At 60.8% G+C, this 21,543-nt stretch carries 18 protein-coding genes and 1 riboswitch; of the genes, 7 read left to right on the top strand and 11 right to left on the bottom strand.

Annotated features, from left to right (window positions below):
- Nucleotides 1-13 precede the first annotated feature (13 nt).
- The gene (locus MHM88_RS12660; protein WP_239365536.1) at nt 14-1,324 is read right to left on the bottom strand and encodes an HlyD family type I secretion periplasmic adaptor subunit; all 1,311 of its coding nucleotides are present in this window, start codon (nt 1,322-1,324) and stop codon (nt 14-16) included.
- Entirely contained in the window at nt 1,321-3,075 is a 1,755-nt protein-coding gene (locus tag MHM88_RS12655; protein ID WP_239365533.1) for a type I secretion system permease/ATPase, read from the bottom strand. Before MHM88_RS12655 ends, MHM88_RS12660 begins: the two co-directional genes overlap by 4 nt.
- Before the next feature lie 196 nt (nt 3,076-3,271).
- Here MHM88_RS12655 and MHM88_RS12650 point away from each other — a divergent pair, with 196 nt between their 5' ends.
- A complete protein-coding gene (locus tag MHM88_RS12650) occupies nt 3,272-4,033 on the top strand; it encodes a VacJ family lipoprotein (protein ID WP_239365531.1) in 762 nt (253 codons plus the stop codon).
- A 2-nt stretch (nt 4,034-4,035) separates the two neighbouring features.
- A complete protein-coding gene (locus MHM88_RS12645) occupies nt 4,036-4,629 on the top strand; it encodes a phospholipid-binding protein MlaC (RefSeq protein ID WP_239365528.1) in 594 nt (197 codons plus the stop codon).
- 91 nt (nt 4,630-4,720) lie between these two features.
- On the opposite strand, the gene smpB is transcribed toward MHM88_RS12645, so the two are convergent.
- From smpB to MHM88_RS12630, 3 genes are all read right to left on the bottom strand, one after another.
- Entirely contained in the window at nt 4,721-5,197 is a 477-nt protein-coding gene (smpB, locus tag MHM88_RS12640) for an SsrA-binding protein SmpB (protein WP_239322433.1), read from the bottom strand.
- A gap of 95 nt (nt 5,198-5,292) precedes the next feature.
- On the bottom strand, nt 5,293-6,156 hold the full coding sequence (locus tag MHM88_RS12635; RefSeq protein ID WP_239365525.1) for a DMT family transporter: 864 nt from the start codon (nt 6,154-6,156) through the stop codon (nt 5,293-5,295).
- Nucleotides 6,157-6,230: 74 nt separating this feature from the next.
- Nucleotides 6,231-6,794: a helix-turn-helix domain-containing protein gene (locus MHM88_RS12630; RefSeq protein WP_239365522.1), complete on the bottom strand. Its 564-nt coding sequence runs from the start codon at nt 6,792-6,794 to the stop codon at nt 6,231-6,233.
- A gap of 141 nt (nt 6,795-6,935) precedes the next feature.
- On the opposite strand from MHM88_RS12630, the gene MHM88_RS12625 reads away from it, so the two are divergent.
- Together MHM88_RS12625 and ilvD are read left to right on the top strand one after the other, a co-directional pair.
- Nucleotides 6,936-8,126 carry a benzoate/H(+) symporter BenE family transporter gene (locus MHM88_RS12625; protein ID WP_239365519.1) on the top strand — a complete coding sequence of 397 codons (1,191 nt, stop codon included), beginning with the start codon at nt 6,936-6,938 and terminating at the stop codon, nt 8,124-8,126.
- A gap of 125 nt (nt 8,127-8,251) precedes the next feature.
- A complete protein-coding gene (gene ilvD / locus MHM88_RS12620; protein WP_239322429.1) occupies nt 8,252-10,096 on the top strand; it encodes a dihydroxy-acid dehydratase in 1,845 nt (614 codons plus the stop codon).
- Nucleotides 10,097-10,330: 234 nt separating this feature from the next.
- Here ilvD and MHM88_RS12615 read toward each other — a convergent pair whose 3' ends face one another.
- The gene (locus tag MHM88_RS12615) at nt 10,331-11,149 is read right to left on the bottom strand and encodes a sulfotransferase family protein (RefSeq protein WP_239365513.1); all 819 of its coding nucleotides are present in this window, start codon (nt 11,147-11,149) and stop codon (nt 10,331-10,333) included.
- Between the two features lie 138 nt (nt 11,150-11,287).
- Between MHM88_RS12615 and MHM88_RS12610 the strand changes: the two genes are divergently transcribed.
- A complete protein-coding gene (locus MHM88_RS12610) occupies nt 11,288-12,865 on the top strand; it encodes a DUF5928 domain-containing protein (protein ID WP_239365510.1) in 1,578 nt (525 codons plus the stop codon).
- Between the two features lie 95 nt (nt 12,866-12,960).
- On the opposite strand, the gene MHM88_RS12605 is transcribed toward MHM88_RS12610, so the two are convergent.
- The 4 genes from MHM88_RS12605 to MHM88_RS12590 form a co-directional block, all read right to left on the bottom strand.
- A complete protein-coding gene (locus MHM88_RS12605; protein ID WP_239365507.1) occupies nt 12,961-13,695 on the bottom strand; it encodes an ABC transporter substrate-binding protein in 735 nt (244 codons plus the stop codon).
- Nucleotides 13,696-13,855: 160 nt separating this feature from the next.
- The gene (locus MHM88_RS12600) at nt 13,856-14,494 is read right to left on the bottom strand and encodes a DUF1523 family protein (protein WP_239322425.1); all 639 of its coding nucleotides are present in this window, start codon (nt 14,492-14,494) and stop codon (nt 13,856-13,858) included.
- Nucleotides 14,495-14,671: 177 nt separating this feature from the next.
- Nucleotides 14,672-15,880 (bottom strand): aminopeptidase P family protein, encoded by a 1,209-nt coding sequence (locus MHM88_RS12595; RefSeq protein ID WP_239365505.1) that lies wholly within the window; start codon nt 15,878-15,880, stop codon nt 14,672-14,674.
- Nucleotides 15,881-16,045: 165 nt separating this feature from the next.
- Complete coding sequence (locus MHM88_RS12590) at nt 16,046-16,831, bottom strand: alpha/beta hydrolase (protein ID WP_239365503.1); 786 nt, start codon at nt 16,829-16,831, stop codon at nt 16,046-16,048.
- 103 nt (nt 16,832-16,934) lie between these two features.
- Between MHM88_RS12590 and MHM88_RS12585 the strand changes: the two genes are divergently transcribed.
- Nucleotides 16,935-18,407, top strand: a complete 1,473-nt coding sequence (locus tag MHM88_RS12585; RefSeq protein ID WP_239365501.1) for an NAD-dependent succinate-semialdehyde dehydrogenase — start codon at nt 16,935-16,937, stop codon at nt 18,405-18,407.
- 12 nt (nt 18,408-18,419) lie between these two features.
- On the opposite strand, the gene MHM88_RS12580 is transcribed toward MHM88_RS12585, so the two are convergent.
- Nucleotides 18,420-18,845, bottom strand: a complete 426-nt coding sequence (locus MHM88_RS12580; RefSeq protein WP_239365498.1) for a globin — start codon at nt 18,843-18,845, stop codon at nt 18,420-18,422.
- Between the two features lie 179 nt (nt 18,846-19,024).
- On the opposite strand from MHM88_RS12580, the gene MHM88_RS12575 reads away from it, so the two are divergent.
- Nucleotides 19,025-21,196, top strand: a complete 2,172-nt coding sequence (locus MHM88_RS12575) for an esterase-like activity of phytase family protein (protein ID WP_239365495.1) — start codon at nt 19,025-19,027, stop codon at nt 21,194-21,196.
- Nucleotides 21,197-21,331: 135 nt separating this feature from the next.
- Nucleotides 21,332-21,466: riboswitch (FMN riboswitch) on the top strand.
- Nucleotides 21,467-21,543 lie beyond the last annotated feature (77 nt).

Here is a 21,543-nt window from a genome sequence, read left to right as displayed (position 1 = left end):
TTCCGCGAACCGCTCAACTCTCGCGGAAGGCCTTCACAAAATAGTCTGCGAGGGGCTTCACCAGATAGGCCAATGGCGAGCGATCCGCCGTGCGAATAAAGCTCTCAACCGGCATGCCGGGGATGAGGACCGTGCCGTCTGGCAAACGATCCATCTCGCCGTCGTCCAGCTCGATCTCGGCGCGGTAGTAGGACATCCCGGTGGTGTCATCCTGAAACGCATCGGCCGAGAACAGCGTTACGGTCCCAAAGAGCTCTGGCGTCTGGCGTTGATCCAGGGCGGGCAGTCGAATCGACACCGCCTGCCCGACATGGATCTGGTCGATGTCGGTGGGCGCAACCCGTGCCGCAATCACCAGCGGGCGATCCTGTGGTACCAGGTAGAGCACCGGATCCGCCGGTCGGATCACCGAGCGGGGGGTACGCACGCTCATCCCATAGACAACGCCGGAGACGGGCGCCGTGATGTCCAGTCGTCCGAGCCGGTCAATCAACGACCGTCGCGTCTCGATCAGTTCCAGTTCCTGATACCGCAGGTCACGCAGACGGCTGATCGCCTGCTCCCGACGCTGCGTGCGCAGCTTCAGGGTTTCGATTTCCAGTTCGGTGATCCGGCCCCGGGCCTGGGCTTCGGAAGCGATCAATTCGCCCAGCGTGCCCTGGAGGTTGGCCTGATTGCGCCGCAGGTTCAGCACAACAGATGCCTGCGCAAGCCCGCGATCCAACAGCGACTGCTGGTTGCCCAACTCTTCCTCGATCAGGACAAGCTGCTCACGCGTGGCCGCCTGCTGGGCCAGCACCCCTGTGATCTGATCCTCGGTCTGGGCGGCACGCTTTTCCAGCTGCTCCACCTCACGGCGCACGGACTCGCGCCGGGCCCTGAACAGCCGGTCCTGACCTGCGACCAGCTCAGCCACCTCGGGGCGCTCCCTGGCCAATGCCAGCAGCTCCTCATCAAAGGAGATCTCTTCTGCCTCGTCCCGCTCCGCTTCCAGACGTGCGCGCCGGGCCATCATCTCGAACAGCTGGCCTTCGGTGATCGTGAGTTGCGAGCGCAGATCCGCGGCGTCCAGTCGCAACAGGGTCTGCCCTTCGGTGACCAGATCGCCTTCGTCCACCAGAATGTCGGCCACCACGCCCCCGTCAATATGCTGGACAACCTGCCGATTGCGGTCGACCTCGATCTGTCCGGAGGCAACGACGGCCCCCGCGATGTTGGAAAACACCGCCCAAGACCCGAAGCCCCCCAACAGGACAAGAACCCCAATCACACCGGCGATCAACGACCCGCGCACGGACCAGTCATGTGCCTCGCGCCCACTCATTGCGCTCCCCCCTTGCCGGCTGCGCTGCCGCGCGGTGGGCGTGCCTGTTGAATGTCTCGGTGGTTGGAGACCATCTTGCGCAGGACTTCCTCCTTGGGCCCAAAGGCCGACATCTGCCCCTGCTCGATGACCAGGAGTTTGTCGCATTCCTGGATCGCGGCCGGCCGATGCGCCATGATGAGAACCGATTTGCCCTGCGATTTCAGATTTTTGATGGCGTTGTTCAACGCGATGGACCCGTCATTGTCGAGGTTGGAATTGGGCTCATCAAGGATGACGATCACCGGGCTCCCGTAAAGCGCACGCGCCAGGCCGATACGCTGCATCTGGCCACCGGACAGACGCCCACCGCCGGCACGGACCGGCGTGTCATAGCCTTCGGGCAGTTTTACGATCATATCATGCGCCGCAGCCGCCTTTGCGGCGGCCACCACGGCCTCTGCATCCGGTTCAGACGCCAACCGCGCAATATTCTGGGCGATCGTGCCGTCAAATAGCTGCACGCGCTGCGGCAGATAGCCGATGTGCGCCCCCAGCACCGCCGGATCATATTGGGACAACGCCGCCCCATCGAGCCGCACCGTCCCCGCTGCCGCCCGCCAGGCTCCCGTCAACACACGGGCCAAAGTGGACTTGCCGGACCCGGACGGGCCGATGACGCCGATCGCCTCGCCGGGCTCCACCCGAAAGGTCACATTGCGCAGCAGGGGCCGGGTCTCTCCCGGTGCGGTCGCGGCGATCGCTTCCACATCCAGCAGAGCACGAGGCTGCGGCAATGCGGTGCGTGCAGGCTCGGGGGGCGTTTTGCCCAGCAGGGTTTCGAGGTTCTGCCACCCTTTGCGCGCGCGCTGGACCAACGGCCATTGCCCCAGGCCAAGCTCGATCGGCGACAGGGCGCGCCCCAGAAGAATGGACCCTGCGATCATCGCCCCCGGGCTGACCTCACCCTGAAGGGTCAGATAGGCCCCCAACCCCAGCATGGCGGATTGCAGGAACAACCGCAGCGTCTTTGTCAGCGTGCCAAAGCCACCGGTTACATCCGACGCGGTGACACTGTCCGCCAGCGCCTTCCCTCGGGCCGTTTGCCAACGTCGAAACGCCGCCTCTCGCATGCCCATGGCCTGTATCATCTCGGCCTCGTTGCGAATTTCTTCGGATTGCAGCATCGCCCGATGGCCACTGGTCATTGCAGCCCGCCCCGGTGCGGTGCTCAGAAACTGATTCAGGACAGCGATCGCAATGAGCACGCCGCCTCCGCCCAGTGCCAGCAACCCAAGCCAGGGGTGAAACAGCGCAATGCCGGCCAGAAAGATCGGGGTCCACGGCAGATCAAATGCCGCCATCAGAACCGGCGAGGCGATCAGTTTCTGAATGCTTTCAAGATCGCTCAGCCCGGTCTGCGCCTCCGGATCGGTGGCAACCGCCGAGCGCCGGATCATGGCATCAAACACCCGGCGATCAAGTGCCGCCTGAAACCGCGCCGCCACCCGGCGCATCACGCGCCCGCGCACCGCATCCAGCAGCCCCATCATCCCGTAGAGAAACACCACCAGCAATGACAAGGCCACCAGCGTCGCCTCGGACCGGCTGCCCAGCACGCGGTCGTAGACCTGCATCATATAGAGCGGTCCGGTCAGCATCAGCAGGTTCACAAATGCACTCAGACCGGCGACCGCCCAAAACAGGCCCCGGCTCTGGCGGCGTGCGGCCAGAAGTTCCTCTCGCCCCGCGTTTGTAAGTGTATTGTTCATATCGTCCCAGTAGAGCGCGCGTTCATACCCGTTATAGAGTCTCGGTTTCGTTTTCAAAGAGTGACTGGTATCTGTTCCAAATCTGTCACATATAGAAGCTTTGCTGAGGTTTGGTCTGGGATCAGGCTCAGGGATCGCTAATTGACCTCTAGGACTCATGTGGCCCGGCGCCGGTCGCAACTGGAAATTGGTAGGCATGATTGCACTGTTGAAAAAACCCTTGACCGCGCTGGCCCTGTCCGCGGCGGTTCTGACCTCCGCCTGTGCCACACAGGATCCGGCAGCCAAGGCTGCGGGAGAGATATTCGATCCGTATGAAAACACCAACAGATCGATCCACCAGTTCAACAAGGGCCTGGACCGCTATGCGTTCCGCCCGGCGTCCAAGGGGTATGTGGCGGTGGTACCGCCGGATATGGTCACCGCCTTTGGCAATTTTGCCGAGAACCTGTCCAAACCCGGCGATGCGGTCAATTTCCTGCTGCAAGGCAACCTGAAAGGCGCCGGCCAGGCCCTGGGGCGTTTTGCCGTGAATACCGTCTTTGGCATCGGCGGGCTCGGCGACCCGGCCTCCGACTTCAAGATTCCCGAAGCGCGCACGGATTTCGGCGAGACCCTGCATGTCTGGGGCGCAGGCGAAGGCGCGTATGTGGAACTGCCGGCCTATGGGCCGTCAACCACGCGCGACGCCGTTGGCATTGTCGTCGATTTCTTCACCAATCCGCTCAGCCAGCTTGAGAACAATCCCGCCGAGGACCTCCAGGTCCCGGCAGAGATCGTGGACCAGCTTGGCAATCGCGGTACATATTCGGACACGATCGACTCGATTCTTTATGACAGTGCGGACAGCTACGCGCAGAGCCGCCAGATCTACCTGCAGAATCGCCGCTTCGAGCTCGGCCAAGAGGACGTCAACTCGGAAATCGATCCGTTCGAACTAGACACCGGAGGGTTCTAACCATGCTTCGCCGCCACTTCCTAGCAGCTCTCGGCGCTGCGGGTGCTGCCTTTGCTGCGCCGCAGCCCGTTCTTGCCCTGAACGAAAACTCCGCCTCGGCCCTCATCAACAGCCTGGTGGCCGACATCAACAACGTGATCGCCTCCGGCAAGTCGGAGCGGGCGATGTACGGCGATTTCGAGCGTATTTTCCAGCGCTACAGCGACACCTCCTATATCGCCGCCTACGCGATGGGTGTCGACGCCCGGCGCGCCACCAATACGCAGAAACGGGCGTTTTCCAACGCGTTCCAAGGCTATATCGCCCGCAAATACGGCAGCCGCTTTCGGGAATTCATCGGCGGCCGGCTGGAAGTTTCCGGCGTCAAGAAGGTCAAGAGGTGGTACGAGGTTTCCTGCGTGGCGTACCTGCGCGGTCAGTCCCCGTTCGAGGTCACGTTCCACGTCTCCGACCGCTCCGGCAAGGATCTGTTCTTCAACATGTTCATCGAGGGTGTGAACCTCCTGCTGACGGAACGCACCGAGATCGGCGCGATGATCGACCGTAACGGCGGCGACATCGACAAGATGATCGCGGACCTGAAGAAACTGAGCTGACCCCATCAGAATTCAAATGGCGGAGCCCCGGCAGAGAGATCTTTCGGGGCTCTTCTGCATCGGCGTCCCGGCACCGGTAGCGCCGGGTGTATCAGCCGTGGTCTTTAAGCAGGCGTTGTTTTTGCCGGGACCAGTCTCGCTTCGCTTGCGCCTCGCGTTTGTCGTGGTTCTTCTTCCCTTTGGCGATGCCGATCTTGATCTTCGCCATGCCGCGATGGTTGAAATACAGCACCAGAGGCACGAGCGTCATGCCTTTGCGCTGCGTCGCATTCCAAAGGTTCGCCATTTCCTTGCGCGATACCAACAGCTTGCGGCGGCGGCGCTCGTCATGCTTGAAGACTTTCGCCTGCTCATAGGGTGCAATGTAGGAGTTCACCAGCCACAGCTCTCCCTCCTCTACCGCAGCATAGGACTCCGCGATATTGGAGCCACCTGCACGCAGGGATTTGACCTCGGACCCTTCGAGCACGATGCCGCATTCGAGATCCTGCTCGATGGCATAGTCGAACCGCGCGCGACGGTTTTCCGCTATGACTTTGTAGTTCGGGTCTGTCTTTTGCTTCGCCATGGGGCGCAGATGTAAGTCGCCCTGTCGTCACACGCAAGATCAACTGAGGCACAAAGCAGGCCCGCGGTGCCGCAAAGAGCGGCCTGAGCCCGCGGTCACGGTTGCTTATGACTTCTCAGCAACGTGAAAACACCACTCGCCACAACGACGACAGAGCCAAGGATCGTCATCAGATCCGGACGCTCGCCAAAGACCATGACGCCCAGCGCCATGGCAAACACCAGACGTGTGTAGCGAAACGGCGCTACCACGGAAATTTCCCCCGTCCGCATCGCGCCAGTGAGCGCCATATAGGCCAACACGCCCACACTCACCGCCGCGGCAAGCGCGCCGCTCTGCCCCACGGTGGGCCAGACCGCGCCACCGGTCCAGATCAACAGGATCGCCCCGGCAATCACCAGCATTGCAAAGCCAAAAATACCCAGCTGTGCATTGCTCATGGTCTTGGGTGCTGCGCGTGTCGCCAGATCACGGCCCGCAAACCCAAGCATCCCCGCGACCGCCAACAGCGACGTCGCTTCAAAGCCGCTCATTCCCGGACGCAGAATCATCAACACACCGACAAACCCAAGACAGATCGCAAGCCAGCGCCGCCAGCCCACCGTCTCGCCAAAAAAGACAACCGCGCCGGCGGTGACCACAAGTGGCGTGGCCTGCAAAATGGCCGAGGCCAACGACAACGGTGCGAGCACGATCGCCAGCGTAAAAAACAGCCGTCCCGAAACCTCGGCCACACAGCGCCACAACAGCGGGCGCGAGCAAAAGCCCGGGTGCCACAAGGAAGCCCCCTGCGCACGCGCCACGACGGCAAAGATCGCCATGCCGCCGAGACCAAAGACAATCAGCACCTGCCCCGTGGGCATCGCGCCTGCTACCGATTTGATGATCATATCCTCGACTGCAAAAGCCGCCATCGCCAGCGCCATCAAAAGGCTGCCACGCAGGGTGTCCCGATCCATAAAAAAATCCCGAAAATGAATGACCTTATCAACAGTGGTACGCGCTGGAGCAGGCAAAGAACAAGCCCGCGGCGTCAATCTGCCGCGCGGAACAGACCCGCGTTCCGGTAGTGATGCATGTTCAGGAAGGCCGCACCGGTCTCAAGGCTGCGGTACCCATGCGGTTGGTCAGCGGCAAACCTCAGCCCCTGCCCCGGCTCCAACGCGACCCAATCGCCGCCCCGCAGCACCTCCATCCTGCCCTCCAGCACAAAAACCTCTTCGGTGACGCCGCTGTCGTGGGGCTGCGAGTCATGGCTTTGGCCGGGTTTCAGGCTGACATGAAACGTCTCCGCCCCTAACTGTGGATCAAAGGGAAAGACAATCTTGACCGCGATACTGCCGGGAAACTGAACCGTGCGATAGACCTCGCCGCTCATTCCCGAGGGGCGCGTACTCTCTTCGATCAGGGCCGTCAGTGGCAGGTGAAATCCTTTGGCGATTTTCCAAAGCGTGGCGATCGTCGGGCTCGATTCGCCACGCTCGATCTGCCCCAACATGGCCTTGCTGACGCCGGTGATCTCGGCGGCACGTGACAGGCTCAACCCCGCGGATGCGCGAATATCCCGCAAGTTCAACGTGATGCTTTCGTCGCTCATGCCACTCCCTCTGGTTCGAGTGGCCAATATTCCACCGCTCGAAAGCCACTCCAAAAAAGACTTGTGCGTTATAGCGCACGGATTGTATTGTGCGCTATAACGCACAATACCTACCCCAGCCACCGCCCGAGGAAAACCCGCATGCTGAGCAGATTGAAACTCTCCCATCTCGCTGCGGGGGCGATCGTGGTGCTGGTGGGCTATACGAGTTCCGTCGCAATCATCTTTCAGGCCATCGAGGCGGTGGGCGCGACACAGGCACAGGCCAATAGCTGGCTGGTGGTTCTGGGGCTCGGGATGGGGCTGACCAGCCTGATCCTGTCGCTGTGGTTTCGGATGCCGATCCTCACCGCCTGGTCGACACCCGGTGCCGCCCTCTTGGCCACTGGCTTAAACGGCGTTCCGATCTCCGAAGCGGTGGGAGCGTTTCTGTTTTGCGGCGCGTTGCTGACACTCACTGGCCTCACCGGTTGGTTCGAGCGTTTGGCTCGGCTGATCCCGGATGCGCTGGCCAATGCCCTTCTGGCCGGGATCCTGTTCCAATTTGGGCTTTCGGCCTTTGCTGCGCTTGGCGATGATGCGGCACTGGTGGGCATCATGGGGATCACCTTCCTCGCTGGCCGGGTCATGTTTCCCCGCTACACCATTCCCGCCGTGCTGGTGGCTGGCTGCCTCTGGGCCGGTTTCTCGGGGTCGTTTGGCGATCTGGAGGCCCTTGATCTCAGCATCAGCATGCCGGAATTCGTCGCACCAGCGTTCTCGCTCCCTGTTCTTATCGGCGTTGGGCTGCCTCTCTATATTGTCACCATGTGCTCGCAGAACATGCCCGGCGTAGTGACCTTGCGCGGCGCAGGCTACACGCCGCCGGTGTCCGCCAGTCTGACCGTCACCGGACTGGCCTCGCTGCTCCTTGCACCCTTTGGCGGCTTTGCGTTCAACCTCGCCGCCATCACCGCTGCGATCTGCGCCGGACCGGAGGCGGATGACGACCCCAAGAGCCGCTATCTCTCCAGCGTGGTTGCAGGTGTGCTATACTGCCTCGTGGGTCTCGGCGGCGCGACGGTCATCAGCCTGTTCCTGATTGCGCCCAAAGCGTTGATCGCCACGGTGGCGGGGCTTGCGCTCTTGTCCACCATCGGCAACAGCCTCTCCGCTGCGCTGTCAGACGGCCGGGGGCGCGAGGCGGCTCTGATCACCTTCATGATGACCGTCTCGGGTGTCAGTTTCTTTGGAATTGGTGCTCCGTTCTGGGCCTTGTTGATGGGGCTTGCGGTGAATCACCTGTTCAATCCATCCAAACCTCAACCCGCACACGCCCGCCCCGCACCCTGACCATCTTTCGCAAATCCACGAAATCCCAGCCTCAAGAGCAATTTCGTGACCTCAACCCGCCCCGACATGTTGCCTTTACTGCGCGAATAGTGTCCCTGTGGGCAAAAATATAGGGAACCAGCATTATGCCGATGTACCGATCAAGAACCTCCACTCACGGTCGCAATATGGCGGGCGCACGCGGCCTCTGGCGCGCCACCGGCATGACCGAAAGCGACTTTGGCAAGCCGATCATCGCGATCGTGAACTCCTTCACCCAGTTCGTGCCCGGCCACGTGCACCTCAAGGACCTCGGCCAGATGGTGGCACGTGAAGTCGAATCCGCAGGTGGTGTGGCCAAGGAATTCAACACCATCGCGGTCGATGACGGCATCGCCATGGGCCACGATGGGATGCTCTACTCCTTGCCCTCCCGCGAGGTGATTGCCGACAGCGTGGAGTATATGGTCAACGCCCATTGCGCCGACGCCATGGTCTGCATCTCCAACTGCGACAAGATCACGCCGGGCATGATGATGGCGGCCATGCGCCTCAACATTCCGGTGATCTTCGTCTCCGGTGGCCCGATGGAAGCAGGCAAGATCGACATCGAATCCCTTGATGCGAAAAAGGTCGACCTCGTCGATGCGATGGTGGCCGCCGCCAGCGACAAGCTCACCGACGAAGAGGTGCTGCATATCGAGGAAAACGCCTGCCCCACCTGCGGCTCCTGCTCGGGCATGTTCACCGCGAACTCGATGAACTGTCTGGCTGAGGCTCTGGGTCTGGCGCTGCCGGGCAATGGCTCCACACTGGCAACCCACGCGGACCGCAAGCATTTGTTCCTTGAGGCCGGGCGCAAGATCGTCGAGATCACCAAACGCCACTATGAGCAGGACGAAAAGGGCTTGCTGCCACGCGAGATCGCGACCTTTGAGGCCTTCGAGAACGCCATGAGCCTCGATATCGCCATGGGTGGTTCCACCAATACGGTGCTGCATCTCCTCGCGATTGCCCACGAGGGCAAGGTGGACTTCACAATGCAGGACATCGACCGCCTCAGCCGCAAGGTGCCGTGCCTGTGCAAGGTCGCGCCCAATACTGAAAACGTCCATATGGAGGACGTTCACCGCGCCGGTGGGATCTTCTCGATCCTTGGCGAATTGAGCCGCGCCGATTTGCTGCACAACGACGTCTCGACCGTGCACAGCCCCACCATGGGCAGCGCCATCGCCAAATGGGACATTGCCGTCGCCAACAACGCCGAGGCAGAAGAGCTGTTCAAGGCCGCTCCCGGTGGTGTACGCACCACGCAAGCCTTCAGTCAGGCCAACCGGTTCAAGGATCTCGACACCGACCGTAAGGGCGGCGTCATCCGCGCCAAAGAACATGCCTTCAGTCAGGACGGTGGTCTTGCCGTGCTGTTCGGCAACATCGCGCTGGATGGCTGCATCGTGAAAACCGCCGGTGTGGATGCCTCAATCCTGAAATTCACCGGCACCGCCTATGTTTGCGAAAGTCAGGATCAGGCGGTCAATGACATTCTGACCGGCAAGGTCAGCGCCGGCGACGTGGTGGTGATCCGCTACGAGGGGCCGCGCGGCGGACCGGGCATGCAGGAAATGCTCTACCCGACCTCCTACCTGAAATCCAAAGGGCTCGGCAAAGAATGCGCGTTGCTGACGGACGGGCGTTTCTCAGGCGGCACCTCCGGCCTCTCGATCGGACATGTCTCGCCAGAAGCTGCCGAAGGGGGCACCATCGGTCTGGTCGAGCATGGCGACACCATTGAAATCGACATCCCCAACCGTTCGATCCATCTGGCGGTGGATGAGGCCACTCTGGCCGCGCGTCGTGCCGCGCAGGATGAAAAAGGCTGGAAGCCCGCAGCAAAGCGCAAGCGCAAGGTTTCCACCGCGCTCAAAGCCTATGCGATGCTTGCCACCTCAGCCGCCAAAGGTGCGGTACGCCAAGTGCCCGAAGACGAGTAAGGCGCCCCTTTGATACGACACCAAAGGCCCCTCGCGATCTGCGTGTAGGGGCCTTTTTGATTGGACTGCCGCCCCTGCGCTGCCCGTGCGAGATCAGCACCCCGCTTGATCTGCGAAAGCGTCGCGTTGCTACAAAGCGCACGCCGGGCGTCAGCCCGGCGCTGGGCCCAACGGGACCAGATCATTTCAATGATCGCAGGACAGGCGGGAGAACACCCGCCTCTGAGGCTTTAATCAATCGCCCAGTTTGGCGTGCAGCTCATCAAGGTCGATCTCACCGATGGGCATTTTATTGGCCGGGTTCTCAAAATCATATTTGAAAACCTCAAAGTCGCGCTTGTAGATCTCGTAAACCAGATGCATCGACAGGTCGTCGAAGTACTCCTCGACCGGATGAGCGCGCTTGGGGCCGTGACCTTCACTCTCGTTGAAGCGCGGGATCGACGCCAGATCCACCGCATGCGGTGTCTCCACCGCGTCGAGCACATCCTGCATGCCGTCGTTGAACCTCTCAGTCCAGATCACCTTGTCGTAGCGCCCGCCATTCACGATGAAGGTGGACACATGACCCGACGCCGCTGACCAGTGGATGTCCGGATCCATCGGACGGCGCCAGCGGATGGTATCGCGCGCAAACAGCAGAAAGCGCCGAAAGCTCTTGATCTGGTCGAACTCCTCTTTGCCGTCCTCGCCACCGACCTCGATGCCGTATTCGAACATCAGTTTCGGCACCAGATTTCCCCGATAGCGTTTGCCATTGCGCTGGATGCCACAGATCTTGTCGAAGAAAGAACTCAGTATGCGGGTGTAGGGATTGCGCACGCAGGTGAAGGCATAAGTTGCGTGCCCCTTCACATTCGTCTCGATCCGCGGCTTGCTGGCGTCCTGCGCCCATTTGTGCAGCCCGGCGGTCGCGTCATGGATGTCCCCGTCAAAGAACCGACCGTGATCGGAGTAGAACATGATCTGACCGATCGTGGAACACGCACATTTCGGCACCACGCGGTACACCACGCTTTCGCTTTCTGTCATCCAGGTGCCTGGAAATCCCATCTTTCAGTCGCTCCCCGCGTCACTCTTCCGGCAAGAATGCCCCAGGTGATCGCATTTGCAAAACAATCTGGTTTATTCAGCCCTTGTTCCTCTTTATCAAGGAAACAATCCGACAAAACAGGGTATTGCGTCCCGGACATGGCAAAAATCGCCTATATTCTGCTCTGCCACAAGGATCCGGAGGCTATCATTCAGCAGGCCGAGCGGCTCACCGCGACCGGAGACTGCATGGCGATCCACTTTGATGCGCGGGCAAAGGCACGGGACTATCGCGCCCTGCGTGACGCGCTGGACGACAATCCCAATGTGACCTTCGCCAAGCGGCGGGTGAAATGCGGTTGGGGCGAGTGGTCTTTGGTCCGTGCAACCCTGAACACGCTTCAGACCGCCGTCGCGGAGTTTCGCCGCGCCACCCATTTCTACATGTTGTCCGGCGATTGCATGGCGATCAAAACCGCCGAATATGCCCATGCCTTCCTCGACCGGCAGGACAAGGACTATATCGAAAGCTTCGATTTCTTCGACAGCAACTGGATCAAGACCGGCATGAAGGACGACCGGCTGATCTACCGGCACTACTTCAATGAACGCACGCAGAAGCGACTGTTCTACGGCTCTTATCAGGTCCAGAAATCTCTGGGTCTGACACGAGCCATTCCCGCCGACATCCAGGTCCAGATCGGCAGCCAGTGGTGGTGTCTGCGCCGGCGCACGGTCGAGGCGATCCTGACCATGTCCCGCCAACGGCGCGACGTAATGCGTTTTTTCGCATCGACCTGGATCCCGGATGAGACGTTTTTTCAGACCCTCGTGCGGCACTTGATCCCGGAAGAGGAAATCGAATGCCGGACTTTGACCTTTCTGCTGTTCAGCGACTACGGCATGCCCGTGACGTTCTACAACGATCACTATGATCTGCTGCTGAGCCAGGATTTCCTGTTCGCCCGCAAGATCAGCCCCGATGCGCGGGAGCTCAAGACCCGCCTGGGCCGGCTTTATGCCGCGCATGACGTGGAGTTTCAGATCTCCAACGAGGGGCGCAATCTCTACACCTTCCTGACGGAACGCGGTCGCACCGGGCAGCGGTTTGCGCCCCGGTTCTGGGAAACCGAAAGCAGCCTCGGACGGGAACGGGAATTGCTGATTCTGACCTGCAAGAAGTGGCACGTCGCCAAGCGGATGCTGGACCAGATGCGTGCGCTGACCAACACGCCTGTGATCGAATACCTGTTCAATGAAGAAGGTACGCCACTGCCGGATCTTGGCGGCATTCAACGCACCCTCGAAAAACGCACACGCCATCGGCGGGCGTTGATGCGGATGCTGTTCGACTATTACGAAACCGACCGGCTGATGATCTGCCTCGATCCATCAGCACTCGACCTGATGCACGACTTCTTTTCCGATCGGTCGCATACCCGCCTGTTGCGGATTGATTGCGAGTTTTCAGATGAATACCTGATCGGCCATGCGCATCGGGTCGGACTGGCAGGCGAGCATACCCCGCACGCAACCCTGGAACGTCTGCTGCCCACGATCCGCAACGACATCGCCAGCGAGGTCGACCAGATCCGCGACGCTGGGTTTGAACGCCACTGGGCGGTGCAGGAGCGCGCCACGGAACTGGACAATGCCCGCGCCATTGCCCAGTTCCTCGACGTGACGCAGGACACGGCCCTGGAAGTGGCGCGCGCACCCTATCTGTTCGCCGACTGATTTATTCGCCGACTGGTCGCTCCGGCCATTTGCGCAAAGCCCGGCGCTGGCCTCAAATCAGACGCCACCGCGACCATGTGGGCGCCAAGCCCGGATCAGAGCCCGTGTTTGGCCTTCAACGCGGCGATCACATCCGGATTTGCTGCCATCCAAGCATCGAATTTTTCCACCACATCCGGATGCGTAGCGGACGAAACGTGATAGTTGGACACGGAATGTGGCAAGCCTTCGTCAAAAACCAGGGCGTCCGCATCCTTGCCCAGATCTGTCAGAACGCGGCGCACAACATCCTGGTTGGCATATGCCCCGTCGATACGACCGGCCAGCGCCTGACGGACCATGCCCGAGAAGTTGGAATTCTCGGTCAATGCAACCGCGCCGCTTTCGATCCGGTCCATCCAGGCAAACGCGGTGAAACCCAACACCGTGCCCAGACGCTTGATTGTGTCCACCGGCTGACCCAGATTTTCGGGCAGCACCATCACACCGTCGATCGCCTCAACCACAGGCTCGGAATAGGTCACGCTCTTGCCCTCCTTGAGGTCGGCAGACCAAAAGGAATTGTCCGGATATTTCAGGTCCACGTCGCCGTTCACCAGCGCCTGCATGAGCCTAGAGATCGGCAGCGCCCGAAAGGTCAGCGTATAGCCTTCGTCCTCGGCAAACCGGTTGAGCACATCGGCCCCAAACCCGGAATAGTTGTCCCCATCCCAGTGATAATGCGGGAGGTATTCGATGTTTTCCACACCGACGACCAGGGTCTCTGCGGAATGCGCCATGGGAGCCCAGGACAGGGTCGCAAGGCCGAGCGTCGCGAGCAGCGTTTTCATGATATCTCTCCGTGATGAGGTCTAAGTCACATCAGCAGGGAGTAGCAGTCCGTCGTTACCATCGACTTATGCGCGCCCGGGGGCGAGCCGTAAATTCGGCAATAAAACCAAATAGGACTTTCAAATCAAACCGACAAACGCGCTGCAGCCGGGCCGCCCCTCAGGGCTTGCGGCGGAACCAGCGGCGCAGGCCTCTTGTACGGTCATCAATGGCGTCACCCGCGGCGTAGAAGCCGTCTTCGACGTCATCGAACAACGGGTCCAGGCGACGGCGCTTGAACCGACGCAACCGCACGAAAATTGCCCAGAAGACAGCGGCGAGCAGCACCAGGATGGAAATAGAAATCCAGTTCACCGGCTTGTCATCCGGCCCGGCAGCGGCCGAGATCGAAACCGCGTTCGGAAACGCCGAGAGGAATTCGTTGCGCCAGCCATAGTGCAGGATACGCACCCATTCGGGATTGTCCTTGGTCGAGACCGAGTCGTTGGCTTCGGTATAGAGGTTCGCAGTGTCGAACTTGAAATACGGCGGCCAGCTCCAGCCGGTATCCTCGTTGCGATAGACGATCGCTTTGCCATTCGGACGCACGGCCTGGATGAACTGGACATCGCGATTGTCCAGCGTCGCGCTTTGGGTGTCGGGCTTGGACCAGAAGACACGGGTCCAGTCGCCAAGCTCACGACGCTCCTCATAGGTGTTGACGATGCGCACCACGTCGTATTGCGGCAACGTATAGTGCAGGAAGCCTCCGAGCAGGAGCCAGAAGGTCAGAATGAATATCCACTTCACATAGGCCATATCGCCCCTCTCGCAATCCGAACCGCTCTGCGCATTGTCGGGCGAATTGCGCCGCGAAACAATGTCATGGGCCACATATAGCCGGAGTGACTGGCAGGCTTGGTCCAGGTCAGCACCGGCACACGCTGGATGCAGGTCTCGCGCGTGCCGGTCAAGGTCTTTCAGAGGAATGCCGTGTCACCCAACGACATTGAACTCAGGCCCATAGGGGTATTGGGTGATGTTCTCATTGCCTTCATCGGTGATGATGAGGATGTCGTGCTCGCGGTATCCACCGGCACCGGGCTGCCCCTCTGCGAGGGTCAGCATCGGCTCCATCGAGATCACCATGCCGGGCTCCAGCACCGTGTCGATGTCCTCGCGCAGCTCCAACCCGGCTTCACGACCATAGTAATGCGACAGCACCCCAAAGGAATGCCCGTACCCAAAGGTCCGATATTGCAGCAGGTCGCGCTCCTCGAAGAAGCGATTGATCTTCTGGGTGATCTCGGCGCAGCTGGCGCCCGGTTCCAGCAGTGACATTCCATATTCATGAGCGGCAACGTTGGCCTCCCAGATCCGCAGACTGTCCGCGTCAACTTCCCGGACAAACATCGTGCGCTCCAGCGCCGTGTAGTAGCCGGAGATCATCGGAAAGGTATTGAGCGACAGGATATCGCCGTGCTGAAGCTGCCGTGCGGTGACGGGATTATGCGCGCCATCGGTGTTGATCCCGGACTGGAACCAGACCCAGGTGTCGCGGTACTCGGCATCCGGGAAGCGCCGGGCGATTTCCAGCTCCATCGCGTCACGCCCGGCCATCGCAACGTCGATCTCGCGCGCGCCGACCCGGACCGCATCCCGAATGGCGTAGCCGCCCACATCCGCCACCGCAGCACCGGCACGGATCATCTCCAACTCCGCCGGGGATTTGTGCATGCGCTGCATCATGGTCGCCTCATAGAGGTCCACCACCTGCGTCGGCGCGAGGAAATGATCCAGCTTACCCCGCTGCAACAACGTCAGGTGATCGCTCTCACACCCCACCACGCGTGCGGGACCGGTCACAGAAAGGATCGCGCGCCAGAAGTTGTCCCGTTGCCAATCCGTATAGGTGATGTTGTCGCAGAACGAACGCCGCCAGGGCTGCCCCGCATCGATGCCGGCGCTGATGGTCACCGCCTGATCCGCCGTCACCACCAGACCATAGGGCCGCCCGAAGGCACAGTAGGTAAAGCCGGAGTAATAAGAGATGTTGTGCATCGAGGTGAAGACGGCCGCCTCGACCCCAAGCTCTGCCATGGTGCTGCGCAGTTCGGCGACTCTGGTTTCATACTCCGCCACAGGGAACTGCAACGGCGCTTTCTCACCATTGTGAAAGCGATACATTTCAGGACGAGCAGTCATGCTGGACTCTCCTTTTGACAAGAAGATCCCGGCGTACAGGATGTGTTTTGGGAATGTGGAACCCGTGGTGCTTCCACGCGCGACGCCATCGCCGGTTCCGCGTGGATACTGTTCGAGAATGTTCCACGCGGCAAGGTTTTTTTCGGTGCCCGCAGCCCGGTCCGCTCAGGCCGTCAGCACCGCAACCAGATCGCTCTCCGGGTCCGCCAGCGGCTCGATCACGTTGAAATGGTGCTTTTCAAAGGCGATGACGTGGTCCGCGTCCCAGGCCTCCACCAGCCAGATCGCCTGATCGAGAAAGGCCGGGCGCTCGGCCCCACCGACCCAGACCGTCACATCCGCATCATAGCGGTTCTGCATCTCGACGGGGCTTTCGGCCGTGGCGTCCTCTGCGGTCATGTTGAACTTTTGATTCATGCTGGTCCGCAACAAGGGGCGCAGATCGGACAGCGGCGAAATCGGCACGACGGTTCGAATGCGCTTGCCCACCTCGGCCGGCAACACGGCCTTGTCGAGCATGCGCGCGACCAGATGGCCCCCCGCCGAATGCCCCGCGAGCGCGATCGGGCCATCGACTTCGCCGGCGATCGCCTGCACCGCCTGCGCCACCTGCTGCGTGATGTCCGCAATCGTCACCGCAGGGCAAAGATCATAGGAGGGCATCGCCACGGCCCAGCCCCTGGCCAGAGCGCCCACCGCAAGATGTGACCACGTGGATTTGTCGAAGTTCAGCCAGTAGCCGCCATGGACAAAGACAAGCACCCCCAAGGGCGCGGTTTCGGGCAGGAACAGATCATACCGATGACGCGTTCCTGCCCCATAAGGGATGTCGAGACGGGCACGATCATGCAGGCTGTTACGGAAATCTTCGGCCGAGGCCATCCAGCGCGGCGGATAGTCTGCGGCGCCCTCGATATAGGCTCCGTTGGCATAGGCGTCGTCAAGTTCCATCTTATTCCCTTAATGTGTTAAGCATCTGGACTTATCGCTGTCACTGGACAACATTAGGCCCAACTGCTTTTGATTTGCGAGACTCGAATTTGCGGAGGACACCATGCTAGACGCGACAACCGACCTGAAATCCCTTCTGAAGGATCCCAGCCTTCTGGAGGAGCGCGCCTATATCGGCGGGGCCTTTGTGACGGGCGAAGGCACCTTCGAGGTGACCAACCCGGCGCGCGGTGACGTCATTGCCAATGTGGCCGACGTCAGCCGGATGCAGGCGCGCGACGCCATTGCCGCGGCCAACACCGCGCAAAAAGACTGGGCGAAGTGGACCGGCAAGGAACGCGCGGGCGTGCTGCGCAAATGGTTCGACCTGATGATGGAACACCAGGAAGACCTCGCTGTGATCCTGACCGCGGAAATGGGCAAGCCGCTGGCAGAAGCGCGCGGCGAGATTGCCTATGGCGCGTCCTTCATCGAGTTCTTTGCCGAAGAGGCCAAGCGCGTCTACGGGGAAACCATCCCCGGCCACCAGCGTGACAAGCGCATCACGGTCATCAAGCAGCCCATCGGCGTCGCGGCCTCGATTACGCCGTGGAACTTTCCCAACGCGATGATTACCCGCAAGGCCGGCCCGGCGCTGGCTGCGGGCTGCGCCTTTGTCGCCCGCCCGGCCTCTGAAACGCCGCTGTCGGCGACCGCGCTGGCTGTACTGGCAGAGCGCGCGGGCCTCCCCGCCGGCGTGTTCAGTGTCATTCCCGCCGCGGATGCTGCGGGCATCGGCAAGGAATTCTGCGAAAACCCGATCGTCAAAAAGCTCACCTTTACCGGGTCCACCAACGTCGGTCGCATCCTGCTGCGCCAGGCCGCGGATCAAGTGATGAAATGCTCCATGGAGCTTGGCGGCAACGCCCCCTTCATCGTCTTTGACGATGCCGATCTCGACGCCGCCGTCGACGGCGCGATCATGTGCAAGTTCCGCAACAATGGCCAGACCTGCGTCTGCGCCAACCGGATCTACGTGCAGGCAGGGATCTATGATGCCTTTGCCGCCAAGCTGAAAGAGAAAGTCGAGGCCATGAAGGTCGGCGATGGCCTCGAAGATGGCATCCACTTCGGTCCGTTGATCTCAGACGCCGCCGTGAAGAAGGTCGAGGACCATATCGCGGACGCACGCGACAAGGGCGCCGAGGTGATCCTGGGCGGCAACCCGTCGGAACTGGGTGGCACGTTCTTCCAGCCCACGATCGTCACCGGAGCAACGCCGGATATGGCCTTTGCCCAGGATGAAACCTTCGGGCCGCTGGCGCCATTGTTCAAGTTCGAGAGCGAAGACGAGGTGATCGAGATGGCCAATGACACCATCTTTGGTCTTGCCTCGTATTTCTATGCCAAGGACCTGAGCCGGGTCTACAAAGTGGCCGAAGCGCTGGAGTACGGCATCGTCGGGATCAACACCGGCATCATTTCAACCGAGCTGGCCCCCTTCGGCGGCGTCAAGCAATCGGGCCTCGGTCGGGAAGGCAGCCACCATGGCATCGAAGACTATCTGGAGATGAAATATCTCTGCATGTCGGTGTAACACCTCGGCAGATCAGGTGGCGGTGGACTCGATCCCCGCCGCCAGACTCTGACACACGCGACGCAGTGCGTCATTCCAGGCGGAGGCCTCGGCCGCTGTCAGATCGTCCCGCAAGACCTCATCAAAGGCCAACAATAACGCGCGCTGCGCCACATACATATGCATCGCGGTCAAACCCAGATGCTGATGCTGGAGCAGAATACGCTCCACCAATGCAGCCAGCTGACCCTCTTGACCAAGGCTTTTCACACCGCTGACCAGGACCTGGGCAAACATCTCTTTCTGATGCGAGAAGTCCTGCGTGAACAGGTCACGCGTTTCGGGCAGCTCCAGGAACAGGTAGTCATAAAACCTGTCCGTCAGAGCGGCCTTGCGCGCAAACACCTTGCCGATACTGCCCCGCACAAGTCGGGCATCAATCTCATGCAGAATGGCCATGCCCATTCCTGCACCCCCTTATCAGCACAACGATAACGTGATCCGTAGGCTCAAGAGTAGTCAGAATTGGTGAATGCGGCCTTACCCTGGCATCACCAAATCTACAAAAAGTTGTCACAATTGTTTTGCGTCCCGTCGGCAATGCCAAGGCACTGATATTCAATCAACAGGAGCTGCCGATGTCCTTGCGCCTTGTGTGCCTGACTTCCGCCCTCGCGCTGACCGCTGGTTTTGCGCAGGCTGAGAAATCCTTTAACCGGATCGCGTCCTTCCCCGTCATCAAGAACATGGCCGAAGGCGAAGACCAAACCCGTGAAAGCTCGCCAGAGATCATCGACGTCACCGCCGATGGCATGACACTGGTCTACACCGACAGCCCGCTCGGGGTACTCGGCATGATCGACATTACCGACGCCGCCAACCCGGCCCCAAAGGGCAACATCGCACTGCCGGGTGAGCCGACCTCGGTCGCCGTCATCGGCACCATCGCCTACGTCGGCGTCAATACTTCCGAGAGCTATACCCAGCCCTCCGGCCAGTTCATGGCCTTTGACACGACCACTGGCGAAGAGCTTGCCTCCTGCGACCTCGGCGGGCAGCCGGACTCTGTTGCCAAGGCCAAAGACGGGTCCTTCCTGTCCATCGCGATCGAGAATGAGCGCGACGAGGACCTGAACGACGGCGTCATCCCGCAGATGCCGGCGGGCAATCTGGTCATGGTCAACACCACCGAGAACGGCCTTGATTGCGCCAGCATGAAGATGGTCGACCTGACCGGGCTGGCCGACATCGCCGGCTCCGACCCCGAACCCGAGTATGTGTCGATCAACGGCCTTGGCGAAACCGTTGTGACCTTGCAGGAAAACAACCACATGGTTGTCGTCTCCAAGGACGGCGAGGTAGTCAACCATTTCTCCGCCGGGTCCGTTGACCTCGACGGGATCGACGCCACGGATGAGCGCGGCGCGCTGATCTTCACCGAGAGCCAGCAGGGCCGCCTGCGCGAGCCTGACGCCGTGACGTGGATTGATGACACTCACTTCGCCACCGCCAACGAAGGCGACTACAATGGTGGCTCGCGCGGTTGGACGATCTTCAACAAAGACGGAACCGTGGTTTACGATTCCGGCGTCGATTTTGAACATGCCATCATCCAGATCGGCCACTACCCGGACAAACGGTCCGATGCCAAAGGCGTGGAACCTGAATCCGTGACCTTCGCCGAATTCGACGGCACGCCCTATGTCTTTGTCGGGGCGGAGCGGGCCTCGGTCGTGGGGGTCTATGATGTGACCGACCCGGCCAAACCGGTTCTGACCCAGCTGCTGCCGTCGGGCACCGGTCCCGAGGGCTATGTCACCATTCCGGAGCGCGGCCTGCTGGTCTCCGCCAACGAGGCAGACCTGATCGAGGACGGCGGCGCGCGGGCGCATGTGATGCTGTTCGAACAGCAGGATGGCGCGCCGGTCTATCCGCATCTGACCTCTGCGGGCGCGGATGACCTGATCGGCTGGGGTGCAATCTCCGGCATGGTCGCCGATGAAGACGGGATGATCTGGGCTGTCAACGACAGCTTCTATGGCTTCCAGCCCTCCATCTTCAAAATCGACCCGTCGCAGACCCCGGCGCGCATCACCGATGTGATCCGCATCCACCGCGCCAATGGCGATGCGGCTCAAAAGCTCGACCTCGAAGGCATCACACTGGACGGCAAGGGCGGCTTCTACGTGGCCTCCGAAGGCCGCACCGAACGTGCCATTCCGCACGCGATCTATCACGTCACCGCTGATGGTCTGATCAAGACCAACAAGGGCGAGATCACCATCCCGTCGGAACTGCAAGCGGTGGAAAAGCGCTTTGGCTTTGAAGGCATCACCAAGGTCGGCGACACCCTGTGGATGGCGGTGCAGCGCGAGTGGAAAGACGACCCCAAAAGCCTAGTAAAACTGGTGTCGTACAACCTGGAGACCAAGGAATGGGGCGCCGTGCACTATCCCAAGGCAGAGCCTGCAACCGGCTGGGTCGGCCTGTCCGAGATCGTGGCCCATGGCGACCATGTCTATGTCATCGAGCGTGACAACCAGCACGATGATCGCGCGGTCACCAAGAAGATCTACCGCATCGCCCTGTCTGAAATGACCCCGGCCCCGCTTGGTGGCGAGTTGCCAGTCGTGACCAAGGAAGAGGTCCGCGACCTGCTGCCCGATCTGAAATCCACCGGCGGTTATGTCCTCGATAAAGTCGAAGGGCTGGCCATCATGGCGGATGGCACTGCATGGGTGTCCACCGACAACGACGGCGTCGATGACAGCTCCGGCGAGACCATGTTCTGGTCCTTCAAGGTCGAGTAACCCGCTCGCCCATTCAGCCGACATTCCGACCACGCAAAGAGGCCTCCCAACCGGGGGCCTCTTTCACGTTGTGCACAGGGCGCTTTTCTTTGCCGGTCAGCTTGGCTATGTCTTTGTCACCTCATGAAAGTGAGGTGATATTCTCAGGGCAGGGTGAAAGTCCCTACCGGTGGTCACAGCCCACGAGCGGCCTTTGCCTGCGCAAAGGTGTCAGCAGACCCGGCGCAATTCCGGGGCCGACGGTCATAGTCCGGATGGAAGAGAATGGAGAGCCCCGCACCGCCCCCAATCCGGAGGCGGTACCGGGTCTGTTCGTCTGCCTTGGGTCACATGCGTACCGAGGAAAG

The organism is Epibacterium sp. MM17-32, assembly GCF_022348205.1.
Taxonomy (GTDB): Bacteria; Pseudomonadota; Alphaproteobacteria; order Rhodobacterales; family Rhodobacteraceae; genus Epibacterium.
The sequence above is the reverse complement of the archived record's forward strand: the minus strand, read 5'-3'. Positions and strand labels throughout refer to the sequence as shown.

Excerpts from the sequence above, each read along its gene's own strand:
- MHM88_RS12660 (WP_239365536.1), bottom strand. The coding sequence starts at position 1,324 with ATGAGTGGGCGCGAGGCACATGACTGGTCCGTGCGCGGGTCGTTGATC.
- MHM88_RS12655 (WP_239365533.1), bottom strand. The coding sequence starts at position 3,075 with ATGAACAATACACTTACAAACGCGGGGCGAGAGGAACTTCTGGCCGCA.
- MHM88_RS12650 (WP_239365531.1), top strand. The coding sequence starts at position 3,272 with ATGATTGCACTGTTGAAAAAACCCTTGACCGCGCTGGCCCTGTCCGCG.
- MHM88_RS12645 (WP_239365528.1), top strand. The coding sequence starts at position 4,036 with ATGCTTCGCCGCCACTTCCTAGCAGCTCTCGGCGCTGCGGGTGCTGCC.
- smpB (WP_239322433.1), bottom strand. The coding sequence starts at position 5,197 with ATGGCGAAGCAAAAGACAGACCCGAACTACAAAGTCATAGCGGAAAAC.
- MHM88_RS12635 (WP_239365525.1), bottom strand. The coding sequence starts at position 6,156 with ATGGATCGGGACACCCTGCGTGGCAGCCTTTTGATGGCGCTGGCGATG.
- MHM88_RS12630 (WP_239365522.1), bottom strand. The coding sequence starts at position 6,794 with ATGAGCGACGAAAGCATCACGTTGAACTTGCGGGATATTCGCGCATCC.
- MHM88_RS12625 (WP_239365519.1), top strand. The coding sequence starts at position 6,936 with ATGCTGAGCAGATTGAAACTCTCCCATCTCGCTGCGGGGGCGATCGTG.
- ilvD (WP_239322429.1), top strand. The coding sequence starts at position 8,252 with ATGCCGATGTACCGATCAAGAACCTCCACTCACGGTCGCAATATGGCG.
- MHM88_RS12615 (WP_239365513.1), bottom strand. The coding sequence starts at position 11,149 with ATGGGATTTCCAGGCACCTGGATGACAGAAAGCGAAAGCGTGGTGTAC.
- MHM88_RS12610 (WP_239365510.1), top strand. The coding sequence starts at position 11,288 with ATGGCAAAAATCGCCTATATTCTGCTCTGCCACAAGGATCCGGAGGCT.
- MHM88_RS12605 (WP_239365507.1), bottom strand. The coding sequence starts at position 13,695 with ATGAAAACGCTGCTCGCGACGCTCGGCCTTGCGACCCTGTCCTGGGCT.
- MHM88_RS12600 (WP_239322425.1), bottom strand. The coding sequence starts at position 14,494 with ATGGCCTATGTGAAGTGGATATTCATTCTGACCTTCTGGCTCCTGCTC.
- MHM88_RS12595 (WP_239365505.1), bottom strand. The coding sequence starts at position 15,880 with ATGACTGCTCGTCCTGAAATGTATCGCTTTCACAATGGTGAGAAAGCG.
- MHM88_RS12590 (WP_239365503.1), bottom strand. The coding sequence starts at position 16,831 with ATGGAACTTGACGACGCCTATGCCAACGGAGCCTATATCGAGGGCGCC.
- MHM88_RS12585 (WP_239365501.1), top strand. The coding sequence starts at position 16,935 with ATGCTAGACGCGACAACCGACCTGAAATCCCTTCTGAAGGATCCCAGC.
- MHM88_RS12580 (WP_239365498.1), bottom strand. The coding sequence starts at position 18,845 with ATGGCCATTCTGCATGAGATTGATGCCCGACTTGTGCGGGGCAGTATC.
- MHM88_RS12575 (WP_239365495.1), top strand. The coding sequence starts at position 19,025 with ATGTCCTTGCGCCTTGTGTGCCTGACTTCCGCCCTCGCGCTGACCGCT.